22 protein-coding genes are annotated in these 20,708 nt (G+C 54.5%); 15 read left to right on the plus strand and 7 right to left on the minus strand.

Translation table 11 applies throughout. The features are described 5' to 3' along the window. The first annotated feature begins 184 nt into the window (after positions 1 to 184). Entirely contained in the window at positions 185 to 1,198 is a 1,014-nt protein-coding gene (locus ABLV17_RS20820) for an acyltransferase family protein (protein WP_308958606.1), read from the plus strand. Between the two features lie 116 nt (positions 1,199 to 1,314). On the opposite strand, the gene ABLV17_RS20825 is transcribed toward ABLV17_RS20820, so the two are convergent. Continuing rightward, positions 1,315 to 1,434, minus strand: a complete 120-nt coding sequence (locus ABLV17_RS20825; protein WP_143115447.1) for a small membrane protein — start codon at positions 1,432 to 1,434, stop codon at positions 1,315 to 1,317. A 554-nt stretch (positions 1,435 to 1,988) separates the two neighbouring features. Here ABLV17_RS20825 and sufA point away from each other — a divergent pair. The 7 genes from sufA to ABLV17_RS20860 all read left to right on the plus strand — a co-directional run bounded on the left by sufA (position 1,989) and on the right by ABLV17_RS20860 (position 8,597). Then, entirely contained in the window at positions 1,989 to 2,366 is a 378-nt protein-coding gene (sufA, locus tag ABLV17_RS20830) for a Fe-S cluster assembly scaffold SufA (protein WP_348854575.1), read from the plus strand. A gap of 2 nt (positions 2,367 to 2,368) precedes the next feature. Then, a complete protein-coding gene (gene sufB / locus ABLV17_RS20835) occupies positions 2,369 to 3,856 on the plus strand; it encodes a Fe-S cluster assembly protein SufB (RefSeq protein ID WP_271031878.1) in 1,488 nt (495 codons plus the stop codon). Between the two features lie 16 nt (positions 3,857 to 3,872). Continuing rightward, positions 3,873 to 4,619, plus strand: a complete 747-nt coding sequence (gene sufC, locus ABLV17_RS20840) for a Fe-S cluster assembly ATPase SufC (protein WP_047050190.1) — start codon at positions 3,873 to 3,875, stop codon at positions 4,617 to 4,619. Then, on the plus strand, positions 4,594 to 5,865 hold the full coding sequence (gene sufD / locus ABLV17_RS20845) for a Fe-S cluster assembly protein SufD (RefSeq protein ID WP_348854576.1): 1,272 nt from the start codon (positions 4,594 to 4,596) through the stop codon (positions 5,863 to 5,865). Before sufC ends, sufD begins: the two co-directional genes overlap by 26 nt. Continuing rightward, positions 5,862 to 7,082, plus strand: a complete 1,221-nt coding sequence (sufS, locus tag ABLV17_RS20850; protein WP_348854577.1) for a cysteine desulfurase SufS — start codon at positions 5,862 to 5,864, stop codon at positions 7,080 to 7,082. The genes sufD and sufS overlap by 4 nt, the downstream gene beginning before the upstream one ends. A gap of 11 nt (positions 7,083 to 7,093) precedes the next feature. After that, positions 7,094 to 7,510 carry a cysteine desulfuration protein SufE gene (gene sufE / locus ABLV17_RS20855; protein WP_348854578.1) on the plus strand — a complete coding sequence of 139 codons (417 nt, stop codon included), beginning with the start codon at positions 7,094 to 7,096 and terminating at the stop codon, positions 7,508 to 7,510. Positions 7,511 to 7,610: 100 nt separating this feature from the next. Further along, positions 7,611 to 8,597 carry a L,D-transpeptidase family protein gene (locus tag ABLV17_RS20860; RefSeq protein ID WP_087857911.1) on the plus strand — a complete coding sequence of 329 codons (987 nt, stop codon included), beginning with the start codon at positions 7,611 to 7,613 and terminating at the stop codon, positions 8,595 to 8,597. Between the two features lie 60 nt (positions 8,598 to 8,657). Here ABLV17_RS20860 and ABLV17_RS20865 read toward each other — a convergent pair whose 3' ends face one another. Both ABLV17_RS20865 and pykF read right to left on the minus strand, forming a co-directional pair. Next, positions 8,658 to 8,894 (minus strand): major outer membrane lipoprotein, encoded by a 237-nt coding sequence (locus tag ABLV17_RS20865; protein ID WP_002908860.1) that lies wholly within the window; start codon positions 8,892 to 8,894, stop codon positions 8,658 to 8,660. Between the two features lie 311 nt (positions 8,895 to 9,205). Further along, positions 9,206 to 10,618, minus strand: coding sequence for a pyruvate kinase PykF (gene pykF, locus ABLV17_RS20870; RefSeq protein ID WP_015705134.1), 1,413 nt, complete (start codon positions 10,616 to 10,618; stop codon positions 9,206 to 9,208). A 137-nt stretch (positions 10,619 to 10,755) separates the two neighbouring features. Here pykF and ABLV17_RS20875 point away from each other — a divergent pair, with 137 nt between their 5' ends. Then, positions 10,756 to 10,887: a hypothetical protein gene (locus tag ABLV17_RS20875; RefSeq protein WP_161799851.1), complete on the plus strand. Its 132-nt coding sequence runs from the start codon at positions 10,756 to 10,758 to the stop codon at positions 10,885 to 10,887. Between the two features lie 235 nt (positions 10,888 to 11,122). Continuing rightward, positions 11,123 to 11,335, plus strand: coding sequence for a fumarate hydratase FumD (gene fumD / locus ABLV17_RS20880; RefSeq protein WP_087857910.1), 213 nt, complete (start codon positions 11,123 to 11,125; stop codon positions 11,333 to 11,335). 26 nt (positions 11,336 to 11,361) lie between these two features. On the opposite strand, the gene ABLV17_RS20885 is transcribed toward fumD, so the two are convergent. Continuing rightward, positions 11,362 to 12,000, minus strand: coding sequence for a TetR family transcriptional regulator (locus tag ABLV17_RS20885; protein WP_087857909.1), 639 nt, complete (start codon positions 11,998 to 12,000; stop codon positions 11,362 to 11,364). 127 nt (positions 12,001 to 12,127) lie between these two features. On the opposite strand from ABLV17_RS20885, the gene ABLV17_RS20890 reads away from it, so the two are divergent. The 4 genes from ABLV17_RS20890 to ABLV17_RS20905 all read left to right on the plus strand — a co-directional run bounded on the left by ABLV17_RS20890 (position 12,128) and on the right by ABLV17_RS20905 (position 17,025). Further along, positions 12,128 to 13,978: a TIM barrel protein gene (locus ABLV17_RS20890; RefSeq protein WP_348854579.1), complete on the plus strand. Its 1,851-nt coding sequence runs from the start codon at positions 12,128 to 12,130 to the stop codon at positions 13,976 to 13,978. A gap of 76 nt (positions 13,979 to 14,054) precedes the next feature. Continuing rightward, the gene (locus tag ABLV17_RS20895) at positions 14,055 to 15,377 is read left to right on the plus strand and encodes an MFS transporter (RefSeq protein WP_348854582.1); all 1,323 of its coding nucleotides are present in this window, start codon (positions 14,055 to 14,057) and stop codon (positions 15,375 to 15,377) included. Between the two features lie 15 nt (positions 15,378 to 15,392). Beyond that, positions 15,393 to 16,229: a ThiF family adenylyltransferase gene (locus ABLV17_RS20900; RefSeq protein WP_348854584.1), complete on the plus strand. Its 837-nt coding sequence runs from the start codon at positions 15,393 to 15,395 to the stop codon at positions 16,227 to 16,229. A gap of 58 nt (positions 16,230 to 16,287) precedes the next feature. Beyond that, positions 16,288 to 17,025 carry a substrate-binding domain-containing protein gene (locus ABLV17_RS20905; protein WP_087857905.1) on the plus strand — a complete coding sequence of 246 codons (738 nt, stop codon included), beginning with the start codon at positions 16,288 to 16,290 and terminating at the stop codon, positions 17,023 to 17,025. Here the strand turns inward: ABLV17_RS20905 and ABLV17_RS20910 are convergent. From ABLV17_RS20910 to ABLV17_RS20920, 3 genes are read right to left on the minus strand one after another with little or no spacing between them, the layout of a single operon-like run. Continuing rightward, on the minus strand, positions 17,012 to 17,761 hold the full coding sequence (locus ABLV17_RS20910; protein WP_271031871.1) for an ABC transporter ATP-binding protein: 750 nt from the start codon (positions 17,759 to 17,761) through the stop codon (positions 17,012 to 17,014). The genes ABLV17_RS20905 and ABLV17_RS20910 overlap by 14 nt on opposite strands. Further along, positions 17,758 to 18,765, minus strand: a complete 1,008-nt coding sequence (locus ABLV17_RS20915) for an iron ABC transporter permease (RefSeq protein ID WP_271031870.1) — start codon at positions 18,763 to 18,765, stop codon at positions 17,758 to 17,760. The genes ABLV17_RS20910 and ABLV17_RS20915 overlap by 4 nt, the downstream gene beginning before the upstream one ends. Then, positions 18,755 to 19,813 carry an ABC transporter substrate-binding protein gene (locus tag ABLV17_RS20920; protein WP_348854585.1) on the minus strand — a complete coding sequence of 353 codons (1,059 nt, stop codon included), beginning with the start codon at positions 19,811 to 19,813 and terminating at the stop codon, positions 18,755 to 18,757. Before ABLV17_RS20920 ends, ABLV17_RS20915 begins: the two co-directional genes overlap by 11 nt. 136 nt (positions 19,814 to 19,949) lie before the next feature. Here ABLV17_RS20920 and ABLV17_RS20925 point away from each other — a divergent pair, with 136 nt between their 5' ends. After that, complete coding sequence (locus tag ABLV17_RS20925; protein ID WP_348854587.1) at positions 19,950 to 20,669, plus strand: polyphenol oxidase family protein; 720 nt, start codon at positions 19,950 to 19,952, stop codon at positions 20,667 to 20,669. The last annotated feature ends 39 nt before the right edge of the window (positions 20,670 to 20,708 follow it).

Genomic DNA, 20,708 nt, shown 5'->3' on the forward strand with positions numbered 1-20,708 from the left:
TGTGCTGAAATTCGGTCCTTTTGGCCTAATTGGAATGGAAAAATAAACAACACTTATTAACCACTACATTTATATCGGTATATAATGAGGGGTTATTGAGGTTTTTAATGTTCAATGAATTCTTACGATATAAATAAGCTCTCAATTAGGAATTTACTTAACGACATAAAAAACAAAATGCCATATGAATAACTGTTTTGCTTATTTTAATTTCAGTTATCTTAAGGTGGCATTTATCGTGGTTAGGGAAAGAGATTTATCATTTGATAGCGTAAAAGGGGTGCTGATTATCCTTGTGATTATTGGGCATATTCTACCCGGTAGTGATAGCGAAGGAGTCAGAGGACTCATTTATTATTTTCACATGCCTCTATTTTTGGCAGTTACAGGTTATTTTATTAAAACTAAAGCTCTTGAGGTTAAATGGTCAGAGTTATTAAATCGCTATAAGTTCAGGATGATATTACCATACGTAGTGGCTTTTATAGTTTATACTTTGTGCCACTGTCTGTTTTCTATTGGTATAGAGAACCTGGAATTAAAAGATGTAATATGGCTAATACTTCACCCTTATTATCATTTATGGTATATACCTGCTGTGTTAATATTTATTGCGTATACTAGAATCATCAAGGGTAATATCATAGCTATTTATATCATTTTTGCTTTATCGTCAATAATATCAATTCTTTGGCACGGGGCCGATAACTTAGTTGATAATTTATTCCCATCGGTTAAATACCTTGGAGATAAGAGGTTTTATAACTATTACTCTTTCTTCTTACTAGGCTATATTATTGGAAGCATTAATGTAACTGTTAAATGGTATATATCAGTAATAATATGTCTGCTGATGGTGTTTATTAACAGGATGGTTGCTTTTTCACCAAGCATGGGGGCGGTAAATTGGTATATTTTCAATGTGTTCTTGATCTTTTTTGTTATCGCACTTTGTCAGCATAAATACTTCCTTGTAAACCGATTTTTGGTTAGTCTCGGTCAGACCTCGTTACCAGTTTATCTTTGGCACGTTGGTGGTATTTTTATCGCTGGAGAAATAATGAATGATTCAGGTGTTGCGTACTATGTAATGGCATTATTTTTTGTGCTTATGCTTATATGGATCTCAATCAGTCAGCGGGGCAAGTATCCTCTGTTGAATAAATATTTTTATGGAGAACCATCAAAAGCGAAGTGAGCAAGTTAAGCGAATAGTGCATCCCTTTTTATGTCAACATGCCCCTGTCATGGGGCATAACTGTTTTTTATGCAGGGTGACAATTTGATACAAATGAAGAAATATTATCTAGAGTATCAATATTTTTTTTTGAAAGTGTCTTTTTGTTTTTTCTGATCCTTTATATAGGAAATGAAAACAGCAATAGCAAGTAGCAAAAGAATTATCACAATAATAACGAAAAATAAATTTTCCATTTGAGATATCCTCAGGAATGAAGATCGGTAATTTTATTGTTATGAGGAAGAATCTACATCTACACCAGGAAAAATCCTAGTGAAAAACACACTTCAGATAACAAAAAGTATAACTGAATGATGGTTGTTAATTGAGGTGGCATATAATTCCGAAATCCAGCGGCAGAAGCGCTATTTTCTATAGCTAATTACTATTATTTTTCACTTTGATGACATCCTGATGGCGCAAGCGATGCTAATCCTGGCGCTGGCAAGGAAGCTGCCTGTTGCTACCACATAGACGGGTCATTTGCCTATCTAATAAATAGGTATTTTCGATACATCTTTTTTCATTGCCGCTTTGCCTAAATCTTTTCCCTGATAATTTATTATTTATCATTGAGTTAGATGAAGAAAATGCTGCCTGATAACCCCTCTGCCAGGGTCTATGCTTATAGAAAAGCCCAGGAATGGGCGAAATGGACGAATACCCCTGCTATGGCAGGGTTGAAGTGATAATCATTATCACTAACATGAGGGTATGGCCCGATAGCGGCAATCGATGAGGTAGAGCGATGGAACTACAAACAAACACCTTTAATCCCGACGATTTCAACTGGCAGGGGCTCACGATGACCCCCGCTGCGGCGGCCCATATCCGCGAACTGATGCATAAACAGCCGGATAAGCAGGGGCTGCGTCTGGGAATCAAAACCAGCGGTTGCGCCGGTTTTGGCTACGTGCTGGAAATGATTGCCGAACCGGCGGACGACGACCTGCTGTTTGAGCACGACGGCGCGAAGCTGTTTGCGCCGCTGCAGGCGATGCCGTTCATTGACGGTACCGAACTGGATTATGTTCGCGAAGGTTTAAATGAAATATTCAAATTTCATAACCCGAAAGCGCAGCACGAATGCGGCTGTGGCGAAAGCTTCGGGGTGCAGGCGGAGTAACTATGTCTCGAAATACTGAAGCAACTGACGATGTCAAAAGCTGGACCGGCGGCCCGCTCAACTATAAAGAAGGCTTTTTTACCCAGCTACAAACCGATGAGCTGGCCAAAGGCATCAACGAAGAGGTGGTGCGCGCGATCTCCGCTCGTCGTAATGAACCGGAGTGGATGCTCGAATTTCGTCTCAACGCCTTTAGGGCGTGGCAGGAGATGGAAGAACCGCACTGGCTGAAAGCGCATTACGATAAGCTTAATTATCAGGATTACAGCTACTACTCGGCGCCATCCTGCGGCAACTGCGACGAGACCTGCGCCTCGGAGCCCGGCGCGGTGCAACAGACCGGGGCAAACACCTTCCTGACAAATGAAGTCGAGGAAGCCTTTAACCTGCTCGGGGTACCGGTACGCGAAGGCAAAGAAGTCGCGGTGGACGCTATTTTCGACTCGGTATCGGTGGCAACCACCTATCGCGAGAAGCTAGCGGAGCAGGGGATCATCTTCTGCTCCTTTGGCGAAGCGATTCACGATCATCCGGAACTGGTGAAAAAGTATCTCGGTACCGTAGTGCCGGGCAACGACAACTTCTTCGCTGCGCTGAACGCCGCGGTCGCTTCCGATGGCACCTTTATCTACGTGCCGAAAGGTGTGCGCTGTCCGATGGAGCTGTCGACCTATTTCCGCATCAACGCCGAGAAAACCGGCCAGTTTGAACGTACGATTCTGGTCGCCGACGAGGGTAGCTACGTGAGCTATATTGAAGGCTGCTCGGCGCCGGTACGCGACAGCTATCAGCTGCATGCGGCGGTGGTTGAAGTCATCATTCATAAAGATGCGGAAGTGAAGTACTCCACCGTGCAGAACTGGTTCCCCGGCGACAACAATACCGGCGGTATCCTTAATTTCGTCACCAAGCGCGCGCTGTGCGAAGGCGAAAACAGCAAGATGTCGTGGACCCAATCGGAAACCGGCTCAGCCATTACCTGGAAATACCCGAGCTGTATTCTGCGCGGCGATAACTCGATCGGCGAATTCTTCTCGGTGGCGCTGACAAGCGGCCATCAGCAGGCGGATACCGGGACCAAAATGATTCATATCGGCAAGAACACCCGTTCGACCATTATCTCGAAAGGGATCTCCGCCGGCCACAGCCAGAATAGCTATCGCGGGCTGGTCAAAATTATGCCGACCGCGACGAACGCCCGGAACTTCACCCAGTGCGATTCGATGCTGATCGGCCCGGACTGCGGGGCGCATACCTTCCCGTACGTCGAATGCCGCAATAACAGCGCCCAGCTGGAACACGAAGCCACCACCTCGCGGATTGGTGAAGACCAGCTGTTCTACTGCCTGCAGCGGGGTATTAGTGAAGATGACGCGATCTCGATGATCGTCAATGGATTCTGTAAGGACGTGTTCTCAGAATTGCCGCTGGAGTTCGCCGTCGAAGCGCAAAAATTGCTGGCTATTAGCCTTGAACATAGCGTCGGCTGATAATTAAGGAAAAAAGATGTTAAGTATTAAAGATTTGCAAGTCGCCGTTGAAGACAAAGAGATCCTGCGCGGGCTGAACCTTGAGGTACGCCCCGGTGAAGTCCACGCGATCATGGGCCCTAACGGCTCAGGGAAAAGTACGCTCTCGGCGACGCTCGCCGGACGGGAGGATTACGAAGTCACCGGCGGCAGCGTCGAGTTTAAGGGAAAAGACCTGCTCGAACTCGCCCCGGAGGATCGCGCCGGGGAGGGCATTTTTATGGCTTTCCAGTATCCGGTGGAAATCCCAGGCGTCAGTAATCAGTTTTTCCTGCAAACCGCGCTCAACGCCGTACGCGGCTATCGCGGCCTGGAGGCGCTGGATCGTTTCGATTTCCAGGATTTAATGGAAGAGAAGATCAAACTGCTGAAGATGCCGGAAGATCTGCTGACCCGTTCGGTGAACGTCGGTTTCTCCGGCGGCGAGAAAAAACGCAACGATATTCTGCAAATGGCGGTGCTTGAGCCTGAGCTGTGTATTCTGGATGAATCGGATTCCGGACTGGATATTGATGCCCTGAAGATTGTTTCGGAGGGGGTTAACTCGCTGCGTGACGGTAAACGCGCCTTTATTATCGTCACCCACTATCAGCGTATCCTTGATTACATCAAACCGGATTATGTCCACGTGCTGTATCAGGGGCGAATCGTCAAGTCGGGCGATTTCACTCTGGTTAAACAACTGGAGGAGCAGGGCTATGGCTGGCTTAGCGAACAGCAGTAACGCGCTGCAGCAGTGGCATCATCTGTTTGAAGCTCACGGCGAAGAACGCACGCCGCAGGCCAATCAGCATCTGCAACAGCTGTTGCGTCTGGGGTTGCCGACGCGCAAACATGAAAACTGGAAATACACCCCGCTGGATACGCTGCTAAGCGGCACATTTGTTGCGAGTCCGGCGACGCTCAGCGTGGCGCAGCGCGACGCGCTGGCGCTTAATCTCGATGCCTGGCGGATGGTGTTTATCGACGGCCGCTTCAGCCCGGCGCTCAGCGACGATCTCGCCGCTAGCGGTTTTGACGTTAGCGTTGATAACCAGCGCCAGCATTTGCCGGATGCGGTACAGCCGGAAGTGTTTCTTCATCTCACGGAAAGCCTGGCGCAGACGGTGACCCGCATCGGCGTAAAGCGCAATCAGCGTCCGGAGAAACCGCTGCTGCTGATGCATATTACCAGCGGACTGGCAGGCGACGAGCTTAATACCGCTCACTATCGCCATCATCTGGCGTTGGAGAGCGGGGCGCAGGCGACCATCATCGAACACTATACTAGCCTTGATGAGCAGCGGCATTTCACCGGCGGACGCCTGACCATGTCTGTCGCCGACAATGCCCATCTGCAGCATATCAAGCTGGCATTTGAAAATGGGCAAAGCTATCACTTCGCCCATAACGATCTGCTGCTTGGCCGCGATGCGTCGGCCTTCAGCAGCAGCTTCCTGCTGGGCGGCGCGGTGTTACGACACCATACCAGCACCCGTCTGGCTGGTGAAAACAGCAATCTGCGCATTAACTCGCTGGCGATGCCGGTGAAAAATGAGGTCTGCGACAGCCGTACCTGGCTCGATCATCGCGTTGGCTACTGCAACAGCCGTCAACTCCACAAAACCATCGTCAGCGATAAGGGGCGGGCGGTGTTTAATGGCCTGATTAACGTCGCTAAACACGCGCTGAAAACCGATGGTCAGATGACCAATAACAATCTGTTGTTGGGAAGGCTGGCGGAAGTCGATACCAAACCGCAGCTGGAAATTTACGCCGACGACGTCAAATGTAGCCACGGCGCCACCGTCGGACGTATTGATGACGAACAGCTGTTCTATCTGCGCTCGCGTGGTATCGATCAACAGGCGGCGCAGCAGATGATCCTTTACGCCTTCGCCGCCGAGCTTACTGAAGCCATTAGCGATGATGCGCTGAAACAACAGGTGCTGGCGCGTATTGGCAAGCGCCTGCCGGGAGGAGATGCATGACATTTTCAGTGGAACGCCTGCGCGCCGATTTCCCGGTGCTGAGCCGTGAGGTTAATGGTCAGCCGCTGGTCTATCTCGATAGCGCCGCCAGCGCGCAGAAACCGGAAGCGGTGATTAACGCAGAAGCCGAGTTTTACCGCCACGGTTACGCTGCCGTCCATCGTGGTATCCACACGCTGAGCGCCGAAGCGACGGCGCGGATGGAGCAGGTACGCCAGCAGGCGGCCGTTTTTCTTAATGCCCGTTCGCCGGAAGAGCTGGTATTCGTACGGGGTACCACCGAAGGCATCAACCTGGTAGCCAATAGCTGGGGCGGGGCTAACGTCGGGGCCGGCGATAATATCATCGTCAGCGAAATGGAACATCACGCCAATATCGTGCCGTGGCAGATGCTCTGCGCCCGCGTCGGCGCCGAGCTACGAGTGATCCCGCTCAACCAGGACGGAACCCTACAGCTCGATGTTATCCCTGGCCTGTTTGACGACCGCACCCGGCTGCTGGCGATAACCCAGGTGTCGAACGTGCTGGGGACGGAAAACCCGCTATTGGCGCTGATCCCGCTGGCGCATCAGCATGGCGCGAAGGTGCTGGTGGATGGCGCGCAGGCGGTGATGCATCACCCGGTGGATGTGCAGGCGCTGGATTGTGATTTTTACGTCTTCTCGGCGCATAAGCTGTACGGGCCGACCGGTATTGGCGTGCTATATGCCAAAGAAGCGTTGCTGCAGGAGATGCCGCCGTGGGAAGGGGGCGGGTCGATGATTGCTACCGTCAGCCTGAAGGAGGGCACCACCTGGGCGAAGGCGCCGTGGCGCTTTGAAGCCGGTACGCCGAATACCGGGGGAATTATCGGCCTCGGCGCCGCGCTGGACTATGTTAGCCAGATTGGGCTTGAGCAGATTGGCGAATATGAGCAGACATTAATGCGTTATGCCCTGCAGGAGCTGAAAAAGGTGCCGGATTTGACGCTTTACGGCCCGCAACATCGGTTGGGCGTCATCGCTTTTAATCTCGGGAAACATCATGCCTACGATGTCGGCAGTTTTCTTGATAACTACGGCATAGCGGTGCGCACCGGTCACCACTGCGCGATGCCGCTGATGGCGTTTTATCAGGTGCCGGCGATGTGCCGGGCGTCGCTGGCGATGTACAATACGATGGAAGAGGTGGATCGGCTTGTGGCCGGGCTGCAGCGGATCCACAAATTACTGGGTTAAAGGACGCGAATATGGCGGCATTACCAGACAAAGACAAATTGCTGCGCAACTTTTCTCGCTGCGCTAACTGGGAAGAGAAGTATCTCTACATCATTGAACTCGGCCAGCGCCTGGCGCCGCTCAACGCGGAAGAACACATCGTGCAGAACATTATTCAGGGCTGCCAAAGCCAGGTGTGGATTGTGATGGAGCAGGAGCCATCCGGCGTGATTACCCTACGCGGCGATAGCGATGCGGCGATCGTCAAAGGGCTGATTGCGGTGGTATTTATCCTTTACGACCGCATGACCGCGCAGGATATTAGCGAATTCGATGTGCGCCCGTGGTTTGAAAAAATGGCGTTGACCCAGCATCTTACCCCCTCCCGCTCGCAGGGCCTTGAAGCGATGATCCGCGCAATTCGCGCGAAAGCCGCAAATCTTAGCTAGAATAAATAGGTAGATTTCATTCTGTTACGTGCGACGAAGGCGAACGCTTTCGTCGCCGCGCAGATCCTGGCGTTTTATCAGCGAAAGAAGGAATCTCAGTATGAAACGCGCGTCTCTCATCACGATGACCCTTCTCGCAGCTCTGAGCGCGCAGCACGGCGCCTGGGCTGTCGATTATCCACTTCCCCCTGCCAACAGCCGTTTGATTGGCCAAAACCAATACTGGACGGTACAGGAAGGGGATCGCAACCTGCAGGCTATCGCCCGCCACTTCGACACGGCGGCGATGCTGATTCTTGAAGCCAACGATACGATTGCGCCGGTGCAGCCGAAGCCGGGCACACGGGTCTTAATCCCATCGCAGATGCTGCTGCCGGATGTCCCGCGTGAAGGCATTGTCGTCAACCTGGCCGAGCTCCGGCTGTACTATTTCCCGCCGGGGCAAAATCAGGTGCAGGTTTATCCGCTCGGCATTGGCCAGTTAGGGCTGGAAACGCCGGAGATGACCACCCGCGTCGGGCAGAAAATCCCTAACCCGACCTGGACGCCGACTGCCGGTATTCGCGCGCGCTCGCTGGAGAAGGGTATTAAGCTGCCGCCGGTGATCCCCGCCGGGCCCAATAACCCATTAGGCCGCTACGCGCTGCGACTGGCCTACGGTAACGGCGAGTATCTGATCCACGGTACCAACGCGCCTGATAGCGTCGGGCTACGGGTGAGTTCCGGCTGTATGCGAATGAACGCTGACGACATTAAGGCGCTGTTCAGCCAGGTCCGCGCGGGCACGCCGGTACGGATTATCAATCAGCCGGTGAAGTTTGCGGTAGAACCCGATGGTAAACGCTATGTAGAGGTCCACAGGCCGCTTTCGCAAACTGAAGGGGAAAATACCCGGACAATCTCTTACACGCTTCCTGCCGCGTTTCAGGCCTTTTCTGACGATAAAGCGGTGGATGACCTGCAGCTGAAAAAAGCGCTGTCGCGAAGAGCGGGATATCCGGTGGTGGTTTCTGAAGGGGCGGGCAGCGCTACGACCGAGCTGTCAGCGCAGAATAGCCAGCAGAATGACACTAAACTGACGCAGTAGGGTAAAACAACAGGCAAAAAAAATGGCGCACAATGTGCGCCATTTTTATTACCAGAACTCTTACTTACGGTAAGAGTGAGCCTGGTTGTCCAGACGCTGGTTAGCGCGAGCTGCGTCGTCTTTAGCAGCCTGAACGTCAGAACGCATTGCGTTCACGTCGTTGCTCAGCTGGTCAACTTTAGCGTTCAGAGTCTGAACGTCAGAAGACAGCTGATCGATTTTAGCATTGCTGGAGCAACCAGCCAGCAGAGTAGAACCCAGGATTACCGCGCCCAGTACCAGTTTAGTACGATTCATTATTAATACCCTCTAGATTGAGTTAATCTCCATGTAGCGTTACAAGTATTACACAAACTTTTTTGGGATGAGAATATTTTTTTTATCCGAATGCACTTATTTTTGATCGTTCGCTCAAAGAAGCATCGAATTCGTCGATTTGGTTTAAAAAGCGCTGTGAAAACAGAAGGCTTCCATCGGATTCATCTTAGATAATCTCTTATTAAATAGTAAAATCCGATTTGCATTTTTATTAAGAACAGCTAGGGAATGAATAAAAAAAAGCGCCCCAGAGGAGCGCTTTAAAAAAAGATAAAATAACCTGTAAATTATTACAGCACGTGCACGGAGGCTGTGTTGGTGGTGCCGCTTGGAACCAGCGCGCCAGAAACCATCACAACCACGTCGCCTTTACGCGCCAGGCCGCTCTGCAGCGCCAGCTCTTTACCCAGGTGGTAGAAATCATCAGTAGAGGCGATCTCTTTCACCAGCTGCGGTACCACGCCTTTGCTCAGGACTAACTGACGAGCGGTGGTTTCGTTGGTGGTCAACGCAAGGATAGTGGCGTCCGGGAAGTATTTACGCACGGCGCGTGCGGATTTACCGCCTTGGGTGGCGACGACAATCAGCGGCGCTTCAAGTTTCTCAGCGGTTTCAACTGCGCCGCGGCAAACCGCTTCGGTGATGCGCAGTTTACGGTTGTCGTTGTTGTAATCCAGACGGCTGGTCATCACGCGGTCGGTACGCTCGCAGATGGTCGCCATAATGGTAACGGCTTCCAGCGGGTATTTACCTTTCGCGGATTCGCCGGACAGCATAACGGCATCGGTGCCGTCGAGGATGGCGTTAGCGACGTCGCCTGCTTCAGCGCGGGTCGGACGTGGGTTTTTGATCATGGAATCCAGCATCTGGGTCGCGGTGATAACGACTTTGCGCGCGCGGATACATTTTTCGATGATCATCTTCTGCGCGAAGATAACTTCTTCAACCGGGATTTCAACACCCATATCACCACGAGCAACCATGATGCCGTCGGATGCTTCGAGGATTTCGTCGAAGTTGTTCAGGCCTTCCTGGTTTTCGATTTTAGAGATGATCTGGATGTTTTCGCCGCCGTGCGCCTTCAGGTGCTCGCGGATTTCAACCACGTCAGAACGCTTACGGATAAAGGAAGCGGCTACGAAATCAACGCCTTGCTCACAACCGAAGATCAGGTCCTGCTTGTCTTTTTCAGCCAGCGCCGGCAGAGCGATAGAGACGCCCGGCAGGTTAACGCCTTTGTTCTCGCCGAGGTCGCCGTTGTTCAGCACTTTACAGATAACTTTGTTACCTTCGATCGCGGTCACTTCCATGCCGATCAGACCATCGTCGACCAGCACGGTGTTGCCGACGCTCAGGTCGGTGGTGAAGCCTTCGTAGGTCACCGCAACGATTTCATTGTTGCCGACCACGGACTTGTCAGTGGTGAAGGTAAAGGTCTGGCCCGCTTTCAGGGAGACGTCGTTACCGCCTTCCAGCTTGATGGTGCGGATTTCCGGCCCTTTGGTGTCCAGCAGGATTGCGGCTTTCTTACCGGTTTTGTTCATCACATTGCGCAGGTTCTGGATGCGCTGACCGTGTTCCGCATAGTCGCCGTGAGAGAAGTTCAGACGCATGACGTTCATGCCCGCGTCCAGCATTTTGGTCAACATCTCTTCGGATTCGGTTTTCGGACCGATGGTGCAAACAATTTTGGTCTTTTTCATGACAGTCTTAGTCTTTAAGTTGTGAAGGATATGGAAATCTCGCTCCGAGGGCGCACTGCCGCGGAGTCAAACCTGTGTTACGAAAGTTGCAATGCCACGCTCTAAGGATAGGTGACAACAAAAGAGCGTGCAGAAGAATGTGTGCTGGCGGTTCAGCCCATGAAAAGTGGCAATGTTTTGTACGTTTTTTTGTGCAGTCCAATGCGCTGAAACCATTCAAGAAAGAATCGAGGCGCATTATACGCTGCCGAAACGAAAAAGGAAAATAAAAACGGCGTTTCATTTTTAGTGTGATTAATGTAACAAAATTCACACGATTCGCTCGCGAAGCTGCAACACACTTTTGCCGCTGCGGATCAGATTAAACGGTGTTTTATCATATTTACAAACCTATTAAAGGCAGTAAAACGCTTCATTGAGTGGAAAAAAATAGCGCAGTTTGCTTTATTATAAAATCGTATCAATAATGAATTGATTGATAATGATAATTTACGAGTCTTAATAATGGGAAATAAAGCGAAAGACGACGAGCTCTATCAGGAAATGTGCCGCGTAGTGGGTAAGGTGGTATTGGAAATGCGCGATCTTGGCCAACAGCCAAAACATATTGTTATCGCCGGTGTCGTACGCACCGCGCTGGCAAATAACAAAATTGAACGTTCAGCGCTGACCCGCGAGGCGATGGAAAGGGTGATTCACGCGTTATCGGGGCACTAAACGTCGCGCCCCAACATAAGCCGCGCTTAAGAGATTACGAACCTAATCACCGCTTTTACCGCGATTTCGCAGTGGTGCGAGACCATCTCTTCGTCGTCGATTTCTGGCAGCGGATCGTCGAGATACAGGCTGCTGAAAGTATAAAAATTCGATACCTGATAGAAGCTAAAACTACTGATCAGCCTATGCACGTCGCGCGCTTGCAGACCAGCCTGGAAAATCCCCTGTTGCTGGCCGCGTTGCAGAATATCTTCGATAATCGACAGCGCGGTACGGTTAAGCGGCTTCAGCTCTTCTGAACCTTTCAACCACTTGCCGCGCTGCATGTTTTCCATGCAGATAACCCGCATGTAGTCGGCGTGAGTGGCGTGATAGCGCACGCTCCATTTCACCAATTGCACCAGCGCCTCAACCGGCGGCAGGTGCTCCAACCCCAGCTGTTGCTCCGTTTCACGGATCCGTGCATAGACATGTTGCAGTACCGCCTGGTACAGCTGCTCTTTGCTCTTGAAGTAGTAGACCACCATGCGTTTGGTGGTTTGCGCCTCGATGGCGATCTGCTCCATACGCGCGCCGGGAAGGCCATATTCGGCAAACACGGTAATGGCGGCGGCGAAGATGCGCTCCTTCAGGGATTGTGCTTCATCATGAGCAATGAGGGACATAACGACTCCTTTTTCTGTGGAGACAAAAAATACACATATTGATCACAATTCAGCAACCAAATCTGGCGCCTGTGAACCAAATGATACATAGTCAGTGCTCATGTCGATTGATGACCCGAGGACTCTTATGTTGCGTTCCATCGCTACCGTTTCGATATCCGGTACTTTACCCGAAAAGCTGCATGCTATTGCTGCGGCCGGTTATCAGGGCGTTGAAATCTTTGAAAACGATCTGCTCTATTATACGGGCACGCCGCGTGATATTCGCAACCTTGCCGCTGAATTAGGGCTAAAAATCACGCTTTTTCAGCCCTTTCGCGATTTCGAGGGCGCCAGCCGCGCGCAGTTTGCCGCTAACCTGCAGCGGGCTAAGCGGAAATTCGCTCTGATGCATGAATTAGGCTGCAATACCATGCTGCTCTGTAGCAATGTCCAGCCGGACTGTTCCGGCGATATCGAACTACAGGTCGCCGACCTGCGCATGCTGGCCGATCTTGCCGAGCAGGAAGGGATCGTCATTGGCTACGAAGCGCTGGCGTGGGGAACCCACGTTAACCGCTGGCGTCAGGCATGGGAACGGGTGCAGCGGGTGAACAGCCCGGCGATGGGCATCGTCCTTGATAGCTTCCATATTCTGTCGCTCGGGGATGATCTACAAGGACTTGCCGAGGTGCCGGTTGAGAAAATCACCTTCCTGCAGCTGGCTGACGCGCCGTTGATGAAGATGGATGTTCTCGAATGGAGCCGTCATTTCCGCTGCTTCCCGGGCCAGGGGCAACTGCCGCTGGTGGATTTCGCCCGTGAACTGACCCTCTGCGGCTATCGCGGACCCTGGTCGCTGGAGATATTCAATGACGGCTTTCGCGCCTCACCCAACGGCGCCACGGCAAAAGATGGCTACCGGTCGTTGCTGTGGCTCGAGGAGCAGACCCATCGGCAGCTTGCCGATTGCGATGCGGCGTTATTTTCACCACCTGCGCTACCGCGCTATGACGGTCTGGAATTTATTGAGTTCGCCGCCAGTCCGGCGGAGTCTATCGCGCTTGGCCAGCGCCTGACGCAGTTGGGTTTTAAGCTCCAGGGCAAGCATCGGTCTAAGCAGGTTGCGCTCTGGTGCAATGGTGAGGCGCGGGTGATTGTTAACGCGCAGCCGCACAGCTGGGCCGACCATTTTCATCAGCGCCACGGCATCTCGTTGTGCGCAATGGCGCTGCGGGTAAACCGCAGCGCGCCGGTTGTGGAGCGCGCCCGCGCCTACGGTTATGCCACCTGGCAGGGGGATGCCGGGCCTAATGAGAGTTCGATCCCGGCGGTTTGCGCCCCGGATGGCAGCCTGATCTACCTGGTTGAAACCGGTGACGACATCTACGCCCGCGATTTTCATTTACAGGCAGCAGCGCCGCGCGACGATTACAGCGGTATTGACCATCTGGCGTTAGGCATGGAGGCCGACAGCCGCGACAACTGGATTATCTTTTTCCGTACGGTTTTCGGCTTCAGTCTCGAACATGAACAGACGCTGCCCGATCCATACGGCCTGGTACGCAGCCTGGCGGTTCATAGTCCGCAGGGCGATATCCGTCTGGCGCTGAATATTTCACAAAGTCGAGCCACGCAGATTGCGCGGTCGGTCGCCTGTTATCAGGGCGCCGGGCTACAGCACGCCGCTTTCGCCTGTCGCGATTTACCCGCAACGCTCGAAAGTCTGCCGCAGGCCGCGCTGAGCGCGCTGCCGATCCCGGCGAATTACTATGAGGATCTGCTGGCGCGCTTCGGTGGAGAGTCGCAGGTAGAGACGCTGCAACGCCTGCAAATTCTCTATGACCGTGACGCCCACGGCGGCGAATTCCTGCATCTCTATACCCGGCCATTCGCGGCGGGGCGCTTCTTCTTCGAATTAACCGAACGGCGCGACGGTTACGCCCAGTACGGCGCGGTGAATGCCGCTGTCCGCCTTTCGGCCATGCAGTACAGCTAAACGTAGCAAATGGTTCACAACACAACATCGCAAACACAATAACAACATTCATCTGTACTCAAGACAGGAAACGACTATGAATTCTTATAGCCATAACCAGGCGACGGCGGCGGATACCGCGACCACCGCGCCTCGCTCCCGGCGGCGTATCGGGATCCTGGCGCTGCTGGCCGTCGGCACGATGATTAACTATCTCGACCGCACGGTGCTTGGCATCGCCGCGCCGAGACTGACCGCCGAGCTCGGCATTGATGCCGCCATTATGGGAATTGTTTTTTCGGCCTTTGCGTGGACCTACGCGCTGGCGCAAATTCCCGGCGGTATTTTCCTCGATCGTTTCGGCAATAAGGTGACCTATTTCCTCTCATTGGCGCTGTGGTCGCTGTTCACCTTATTTCACGGTATGGCGATTGGCTTAAAAACGCTATTGCTGTGCCGCTTCGGTCTTGGCGTCAGTGAAGCGCCCTGTTTTCCGGTCAACAGCAGGGTAGTGAGTACCTGGTTTCCGCAGCAGGAGCGCGCGAAGGCCACGGCGGTCTACACCGTTGGCGAATATCTCGGGCTGGCCTGTTTCTCGCCGCTGCTGTTCTGGATTATGGGCAGCTTCGGCTGGCGCGCGCTGTTTATCAGCGTCGGGGTTGTTGGCATCCTGTTCGCGCTGGTCTGGTGGCGTTGCTACCGCGAACCCCATCAGGACAGTCGCCTGAGCGACAGTGAACGCGAACATATTCTTCGCGGCGGCGGGCTGGCTAGCGCGCAGCGGCAAAAAATCGCTTTTAGCTGGCCGCTGGTGCGCCAACTGTTGGCAAAACGACAGGTGATTGGCGCCAGCGTGGGTCAATTCGCTGGTAATACCGTGCTGGTCTTCTTTCTGACCTGGTTTCCAACCTACCTGGCGACCGAGCGCCACATGGCATGGTTGAAAGTGGGCTTCTTCGCCATCCTGCCGTTCCTCGCCGCGGCGGGAGGCGTGCTGTTTGGCGGCTGGCTCTCCGACAAGCTATTGAAAGCCACCGGTTCGGCCAATCTGGCGCGTAAGCTGCCTATCGTCGTCGGGCTGATGATGGCCAGCAGCATTATTTCCGCCAACTGGCTGCCGAGCGACCTGGCGGTGATCCTGATGATGTCTTTTGCCTTTTTCGGTCAGGGTATGGTTGGCCTCGGCTGGACGCTAATCTCCGATATCGCGCCGCAGGGGCTTGGCGGGATAACCGCCGGCATCTTTAATTTCTGCACCAATCTGGCGGGGATCCTCACGCCGCTGATTATCGGTTTTATCGTTGCCGCTTCCGGTAGTTTTTTCTACGCGCTGGTCTATATCGGCGGCGCGGCGCTGCTTGGCGTAGTGGCCTATCTGTTTATTCTTGGCGATGTCAAACGCATCGAACTTTCGCAGTAACGACAGGAGTAAGGCATGATCATTAGTGGTCATACGCGGCTGATAGCGCATCTTGGTTATCCGACCGCTAGTTTTAAAGCGCCGATGATTTATAACCCATGGCTGTCACATTGTGAGGCGGATGTCAAAGTGGTGCCGATGGGGGTGAAACCAGCGGATTACGCGGCGCTGGTGCCAGCGCTGTTTTCCATGACGAATATCGTCGGCGCGCTGGTCACCATGCCGCATAAAATGGCTACCTGCGGGCTGGTAGACCAGCTGAGCCCGACGGCGACAATCGCTGGCGCCTGTAATGCCATCCGTCGCGAAGTCGATGGCAGCCTGCGCGGCGATATGTTCGACGGCGAAGGTTTTGTGCTGGGGATTAAGCGCAAGGGCTTTCAACCACAAGGGGCGAGAGCGCTGGTGATCGGCTGCGGCGGCGTCGGCTCGGCGATTGCCGCGTCGCTGGCGGCCGCAGGGGTCAGTACCTTGACGCTGTTCGACACCTGTGAAGCCGCCGCCGAGGCGCTGGCGCAGCGGCTGCATCAGCACTATCCACGTCTGGAGCTCGTCCTGATGCAGCGCGATCCCATCGCGCAGGATCTGGTGGTCAACGCCACGCCGCTGGGTATGAAAGCGGATGACCCGCTACCGCTGGACGTTTCGCGCCTGTCGCCGCGCACCTGGGTTGGCGAGGTGGTGATGAGCGTTGAATACACTCCGCTACTGCGGGCGGCGCAGACGCTGGGGTGCCCGATTCAGCGCGGTACCGATATGCTATTCGAGATGATCCCGGCCTATCTCGAGTTCTTCCAGCTCCCGGTGGCGACGCCGGAACAACTGCGCGAACGGGCTGAAATTCGCTACTGAATCAGCAAAAAAGGCGTTACCCTAGCGTTATGTTTTTGTCTTTATAGCGATTCGTGTGATGACCACTTCATTGACGCTACTGGCGGCGGGAAGCCTGAAAAGCGCTTTCCTCCCGCTGCTGGCGCGATTTCAGCAGCTTAGCGGCATTCCTGTCGAGGCGCAGTTCGGCCCGGCCGGTCTGCTGCGCGAACGCATTGAAGGCGGTGAACGCTGCTCGCTGTTCGCCTGCGCTAATACCGAACACCCTCAGGCGCTGCTGCAGGCCGGGCTTGCGAAAAATTGCTGTTCGTTTGCCGCCAACCGGCTGATGCTGACCGCGCGCCGCACGCCTGACACCGATCGCGCTGACTGGCTGGCGTTGCTTCGCGACGGGCGACTGCGGCTGGCGACCTCCACGCCGGGCTGCGATCCCTCCGGTGATTACACATGGCAGCTTTTCGCTCGCCTTGAGGCCAGCTTTCCGGGGCTCGGACGGGCGTTGATGGCCCGGGCGCAGCAGCTGGTCGGCGGCCGGGCGTCGCTGACTGTGCCGTCGGGCATTACCGCTGGGGCGTGGCTGATTGGCGAAGACTTTGCCGATCTGTTTATCGGTTACGCCCACTATGCGGTTCAGATGACGGAGAGCGCGCAGTTTCGCACGTTACTCATTCCCGAGCCGTGGAATATACGCTGCGAATATCAACTGGCGGAAATTGAGGAAAGCGCCGCCGCGCGGCAGCTACGGCGCTTTATCACCGCGGAAGAAGGGCAGAACTTTCTGCGCGCGGCAGGTTTTTTGGCCGTTAACGATGGATAGTAAACTGCGGCGCCAGTAACGGCACCGCGCTACCGGGATGATGGATTTTGTGGACCGGCAGGCCGTAGGCGCGGCGCAGGTTTGTCTCGCTGAGCACTGCGAATGACTCTCCCGCCAGCCATTCGCCGCCGGGCAACAGCAGCAGGGTATGGCTGGCGACCTGCAGGGCGTGAGTCGGATCATGGGTGGTGAACATCACCGTGCGTTTCTGCCGATGAGCAAGGTCGCTAATCAGCTGTAACACAATCTGTTGATTGGCCAGATCCAGCGCTGAGCAAGGTTCATCTAACAGGATGTTCTGGCTGGCGCTGACCAGCGCGCGGGCTATGAGCGCCAACTGCTGCTGACCGCCGGACAGGGCGCGAAAAAGCTGATTGGCCAGCGCGGCGATCCCCAACTGCGCCAGCGCCTGTTGAACCTCCCGTTCATCTTCCGGCCCCGGCTGCGCGAACAGATCGACGTGGCGGGCGCGCCCCATCAGCACCACATCGCGCACTTGCCAGCCAAACGCCGGACGAAACGACTGCGGCACGATGGCGATGCCGCCTTCCACGCTAAATTTCCCGCCGAGCGGCGGCAGAACGCCGGTCAGGGTATCCAGTAGCGTGCTTTTACCGCGACCGTTGGCGCCCAGAATTGCCCAGATTTGCCCGTGACGGCACTGCATTGATAGTGAGGCGAAGAGCGGCTGACGATGACCATAGCGCAGGGCGTCCAGTGATAAGGAAATGTTCATTGGATCACTCCGCGGCGTTGAGACTGAATCAGTAAAAGGGTAAACAGCGGCGCGCCGAGCAGGGCGGTAATAATGCCAATTGGAATCTCCGCCTGGGTTAAGGTGCGCGCCAGGTCGTCCACCACCACCATAAATGCGCCGCCGAGCCAGAATGCCGTTGGCAGCAGGCGGCGGTGATCGGCGCCGACCAGCAGTCGCGCCAGATGCGGAATCACCAGCCCGACCCAGGCGATGCTGCCGCTAACCGCGACCTGGGCGGCGACCAGCACCGCGCAGCAAACCAACACTCCGCGGCGCAATTTGGCCACCGAAAAGCCAAGACCGTGCGCATCTTTATCCTCCAGCGCCAGCAGGTTGATACGCCAGCGCAGCTTTAGCAGGATAACGGCGGCGACGGCGACCGGCAGCGCCATGGACAGCACTTTGTGCCAGTTGGCGGTGGCAAAGCTGCCGAGCAGCCAGAAAACGATATTCGGCAGGGTTTCTTCCGTATCGGCAAGGTACTGCATCAGGCTGACCAGCGCGGCAAAGAAACCGCTGAGAATAATGCCGGAAAGGATCAGCGCCAGCGTGTTTTCACGCCCTTGTAGCCTGGCAATCAGATAAACCAACATCAGCGCGGCGAGGCCGAAGAAGAAGGTGCAACCCATCATCGATATGATGTCAAAACCTAGCAGGATCGCCAGCGTGCCGCCGAAGGCGGAGCCGGAGGTCACACCGATGATATGCGGGTCGACCAGCGGGTTGTGGAATACGCCCTGTAAAGTCGAGCCGCATAGCCCCAGCGAGCCGCCGGCCAGCAGCGCCATCGCTACCCTGGGAAGTCTGACTGACCAGACTATCTGCCCGGCGACGGTGCTGGCGGACGCGCTATGCGTAAGCTCATGAAAGACCTCATTCAGGCTGAGGGGGTACTGCCCCAGGCATAGCGAAGCGATAGCGATAAATAACGTTGCCGCCACCAGCCCGCCGTGCAGCAGGGCCCAGTGAAGGTTACTGCGCATTCGGCGTCCATTTCACGCGGTAGAAGCGTTGATAGTAATCCTGCGCTTTGGCATCGACATCGTCGTTCCGGTAGCGGGAAGGATAGAGCTTTTTCGCCATCCACAGTTCGCCTATCGCCAGCGCTTCCGGCATTGGATAGCCCCAGGCCTTGGCGTATTCCGGCATCAGCCATACCCGGTGGTTTTTCACCGCGTCTATCGCTTGCCATTGCGGGTCGTTTTCAATCTGTTTGACCACCTGCGGATAGCGGTCCTGGACGAAGATCACCTCGGGGTTCCACTGCAGAACCTGTTCCAGCGAGACCTGACGCGCCCCCTTAACCGCCGCGGCCGCAACGTTCAGCGCCCCGGCATGCTTCATCATCAGACCGGTATATTTGCCGGAGCCGTAGGTGTTGAGATCCGGGTTGGCCATGTACACGCGCACCCGCTGATTCTCAGGGATACCGGCGACCGGGGCGTTAGCTTCTGCCCGCGCCGCGAAGGTGTAATCAATCAGCGCTTCGGCCTGGCTTTGGCGTTCGACGACTTCGCCAATCAGGCGGATCCCTTGTTTGAGCCCGTTGTTATAGGCCTGCTCTTCATTGGCCATCGTCGGGTTCATTTTGTTTTTCTCTCCCGCCGCGTCCTGGCGCAGAGAGATGGCGATAACCGGAATACCGGCATTTTGGATCTGCTGGATCATCGCCTGCGGCGCGTAATTAGCGACGAACACCACCTGCGGATGCAGCGCCAGCAGGCTTTCGATATTGACCTGCGTTAAATCGCCCGGCGTCGGTAGATTTTCAATAGCGGGCATAAAGCGGACAAACTGCGGCCCGAGCTGTTTTTTCCAGCTGCTTAACACGCCGACGATATCGTCGCCGGCATTCAACTGGACCAGCAGATTAAGCGTCTGGTGCTGCAGGACGACCGCGCGGGTGATGTGATCCGGAAGCGTAACCTTGCGGCCCAGCTGGTCGGTAACGGTGCGGTCGGCAAAGGCCTGGCTGGTGAACAGGCTGGCGCTACACAGCGCCAGGCCTAAAAGTAAACGGTGTGGTGACATGGATTAACCCGGTTGGATAAGAATAATCGATATATACTAAATTATATAACGATGCCGAAAACAAAGCATCAACATCTTGCGTAGCGAGCGGCCTTGGCCTACGGTAAATCCACCACCAATCCATTCATGCGACGTTATGTCTTATCCATCCCGCTTGTTAAGTGATATCCCCGGTATTCGCTACGCTTTTCTCGATGTGCACGAAACCGCCGCCTTTCCGTACAGCGAAATGGCCCCGGTTAAGCTGGTGCACGGCAATGTTGTTCATCATTATCAGGGGCCGCAGGCAGAGCGGCCGCATGCCGATGCTGTATTTACGGCTCTGCGTGAGCAAAAGGTCGGCGTCGTCACCGCCGACTGTTTACCGCTGTTAATGGCTTCGCGGGATGGGCGCTATGTTTGCAGCGTGCATGCCGGCTGGCGCGGAGCGGCGAGCGGCATTATTGAAAACAGCCTGGCGCTGTTTCACCAGCATCAGGTGGCGACAGAAGAGATTGTGGTGGTCTGCGGGCCGCATATTCACGCCTGCTGCTATGAGGTTTCGGCCGATTTTTATCAAACGCTGTTGACCATGCCGGCGGGCAAGCTGGCAAAACGGTACAGCGACGAGCTCTTTCATCAGCGCCTCGCCCCACCAGGAAACGGGCAAGCGCAGGCGACCGGTAGCGATAATCTGTGGTTCGATCTCCGCGCGCTGGCGCAACGGGTGCTGCAACAGGCCGGGGTGGCGGCGGAAAATACCGAATGGCTGGGAAGCTGTACCTACTGTACGCCGCAGGCGCTCGGCTCCTACCGTCGGCGCACCCATTTTCCGGCGGCCAAAACCTTCCAGTATTCATGGATTATGCGTGAATGAGATAAAATGATGTTTGCTGATGTGTAACATCGGCGCACG

Origin of the sequence: Klebsiella sp. CN_Kp091 (assembly GCF_040065095.1) — a bacterium.
Taxonomy (GTDB): Bacteria; Pseudomonadota; Gammaproteobacteria; order Enterobacterales; family Enterobacteriaceae; genus Klebsiella; species Klebsiella aerogenes.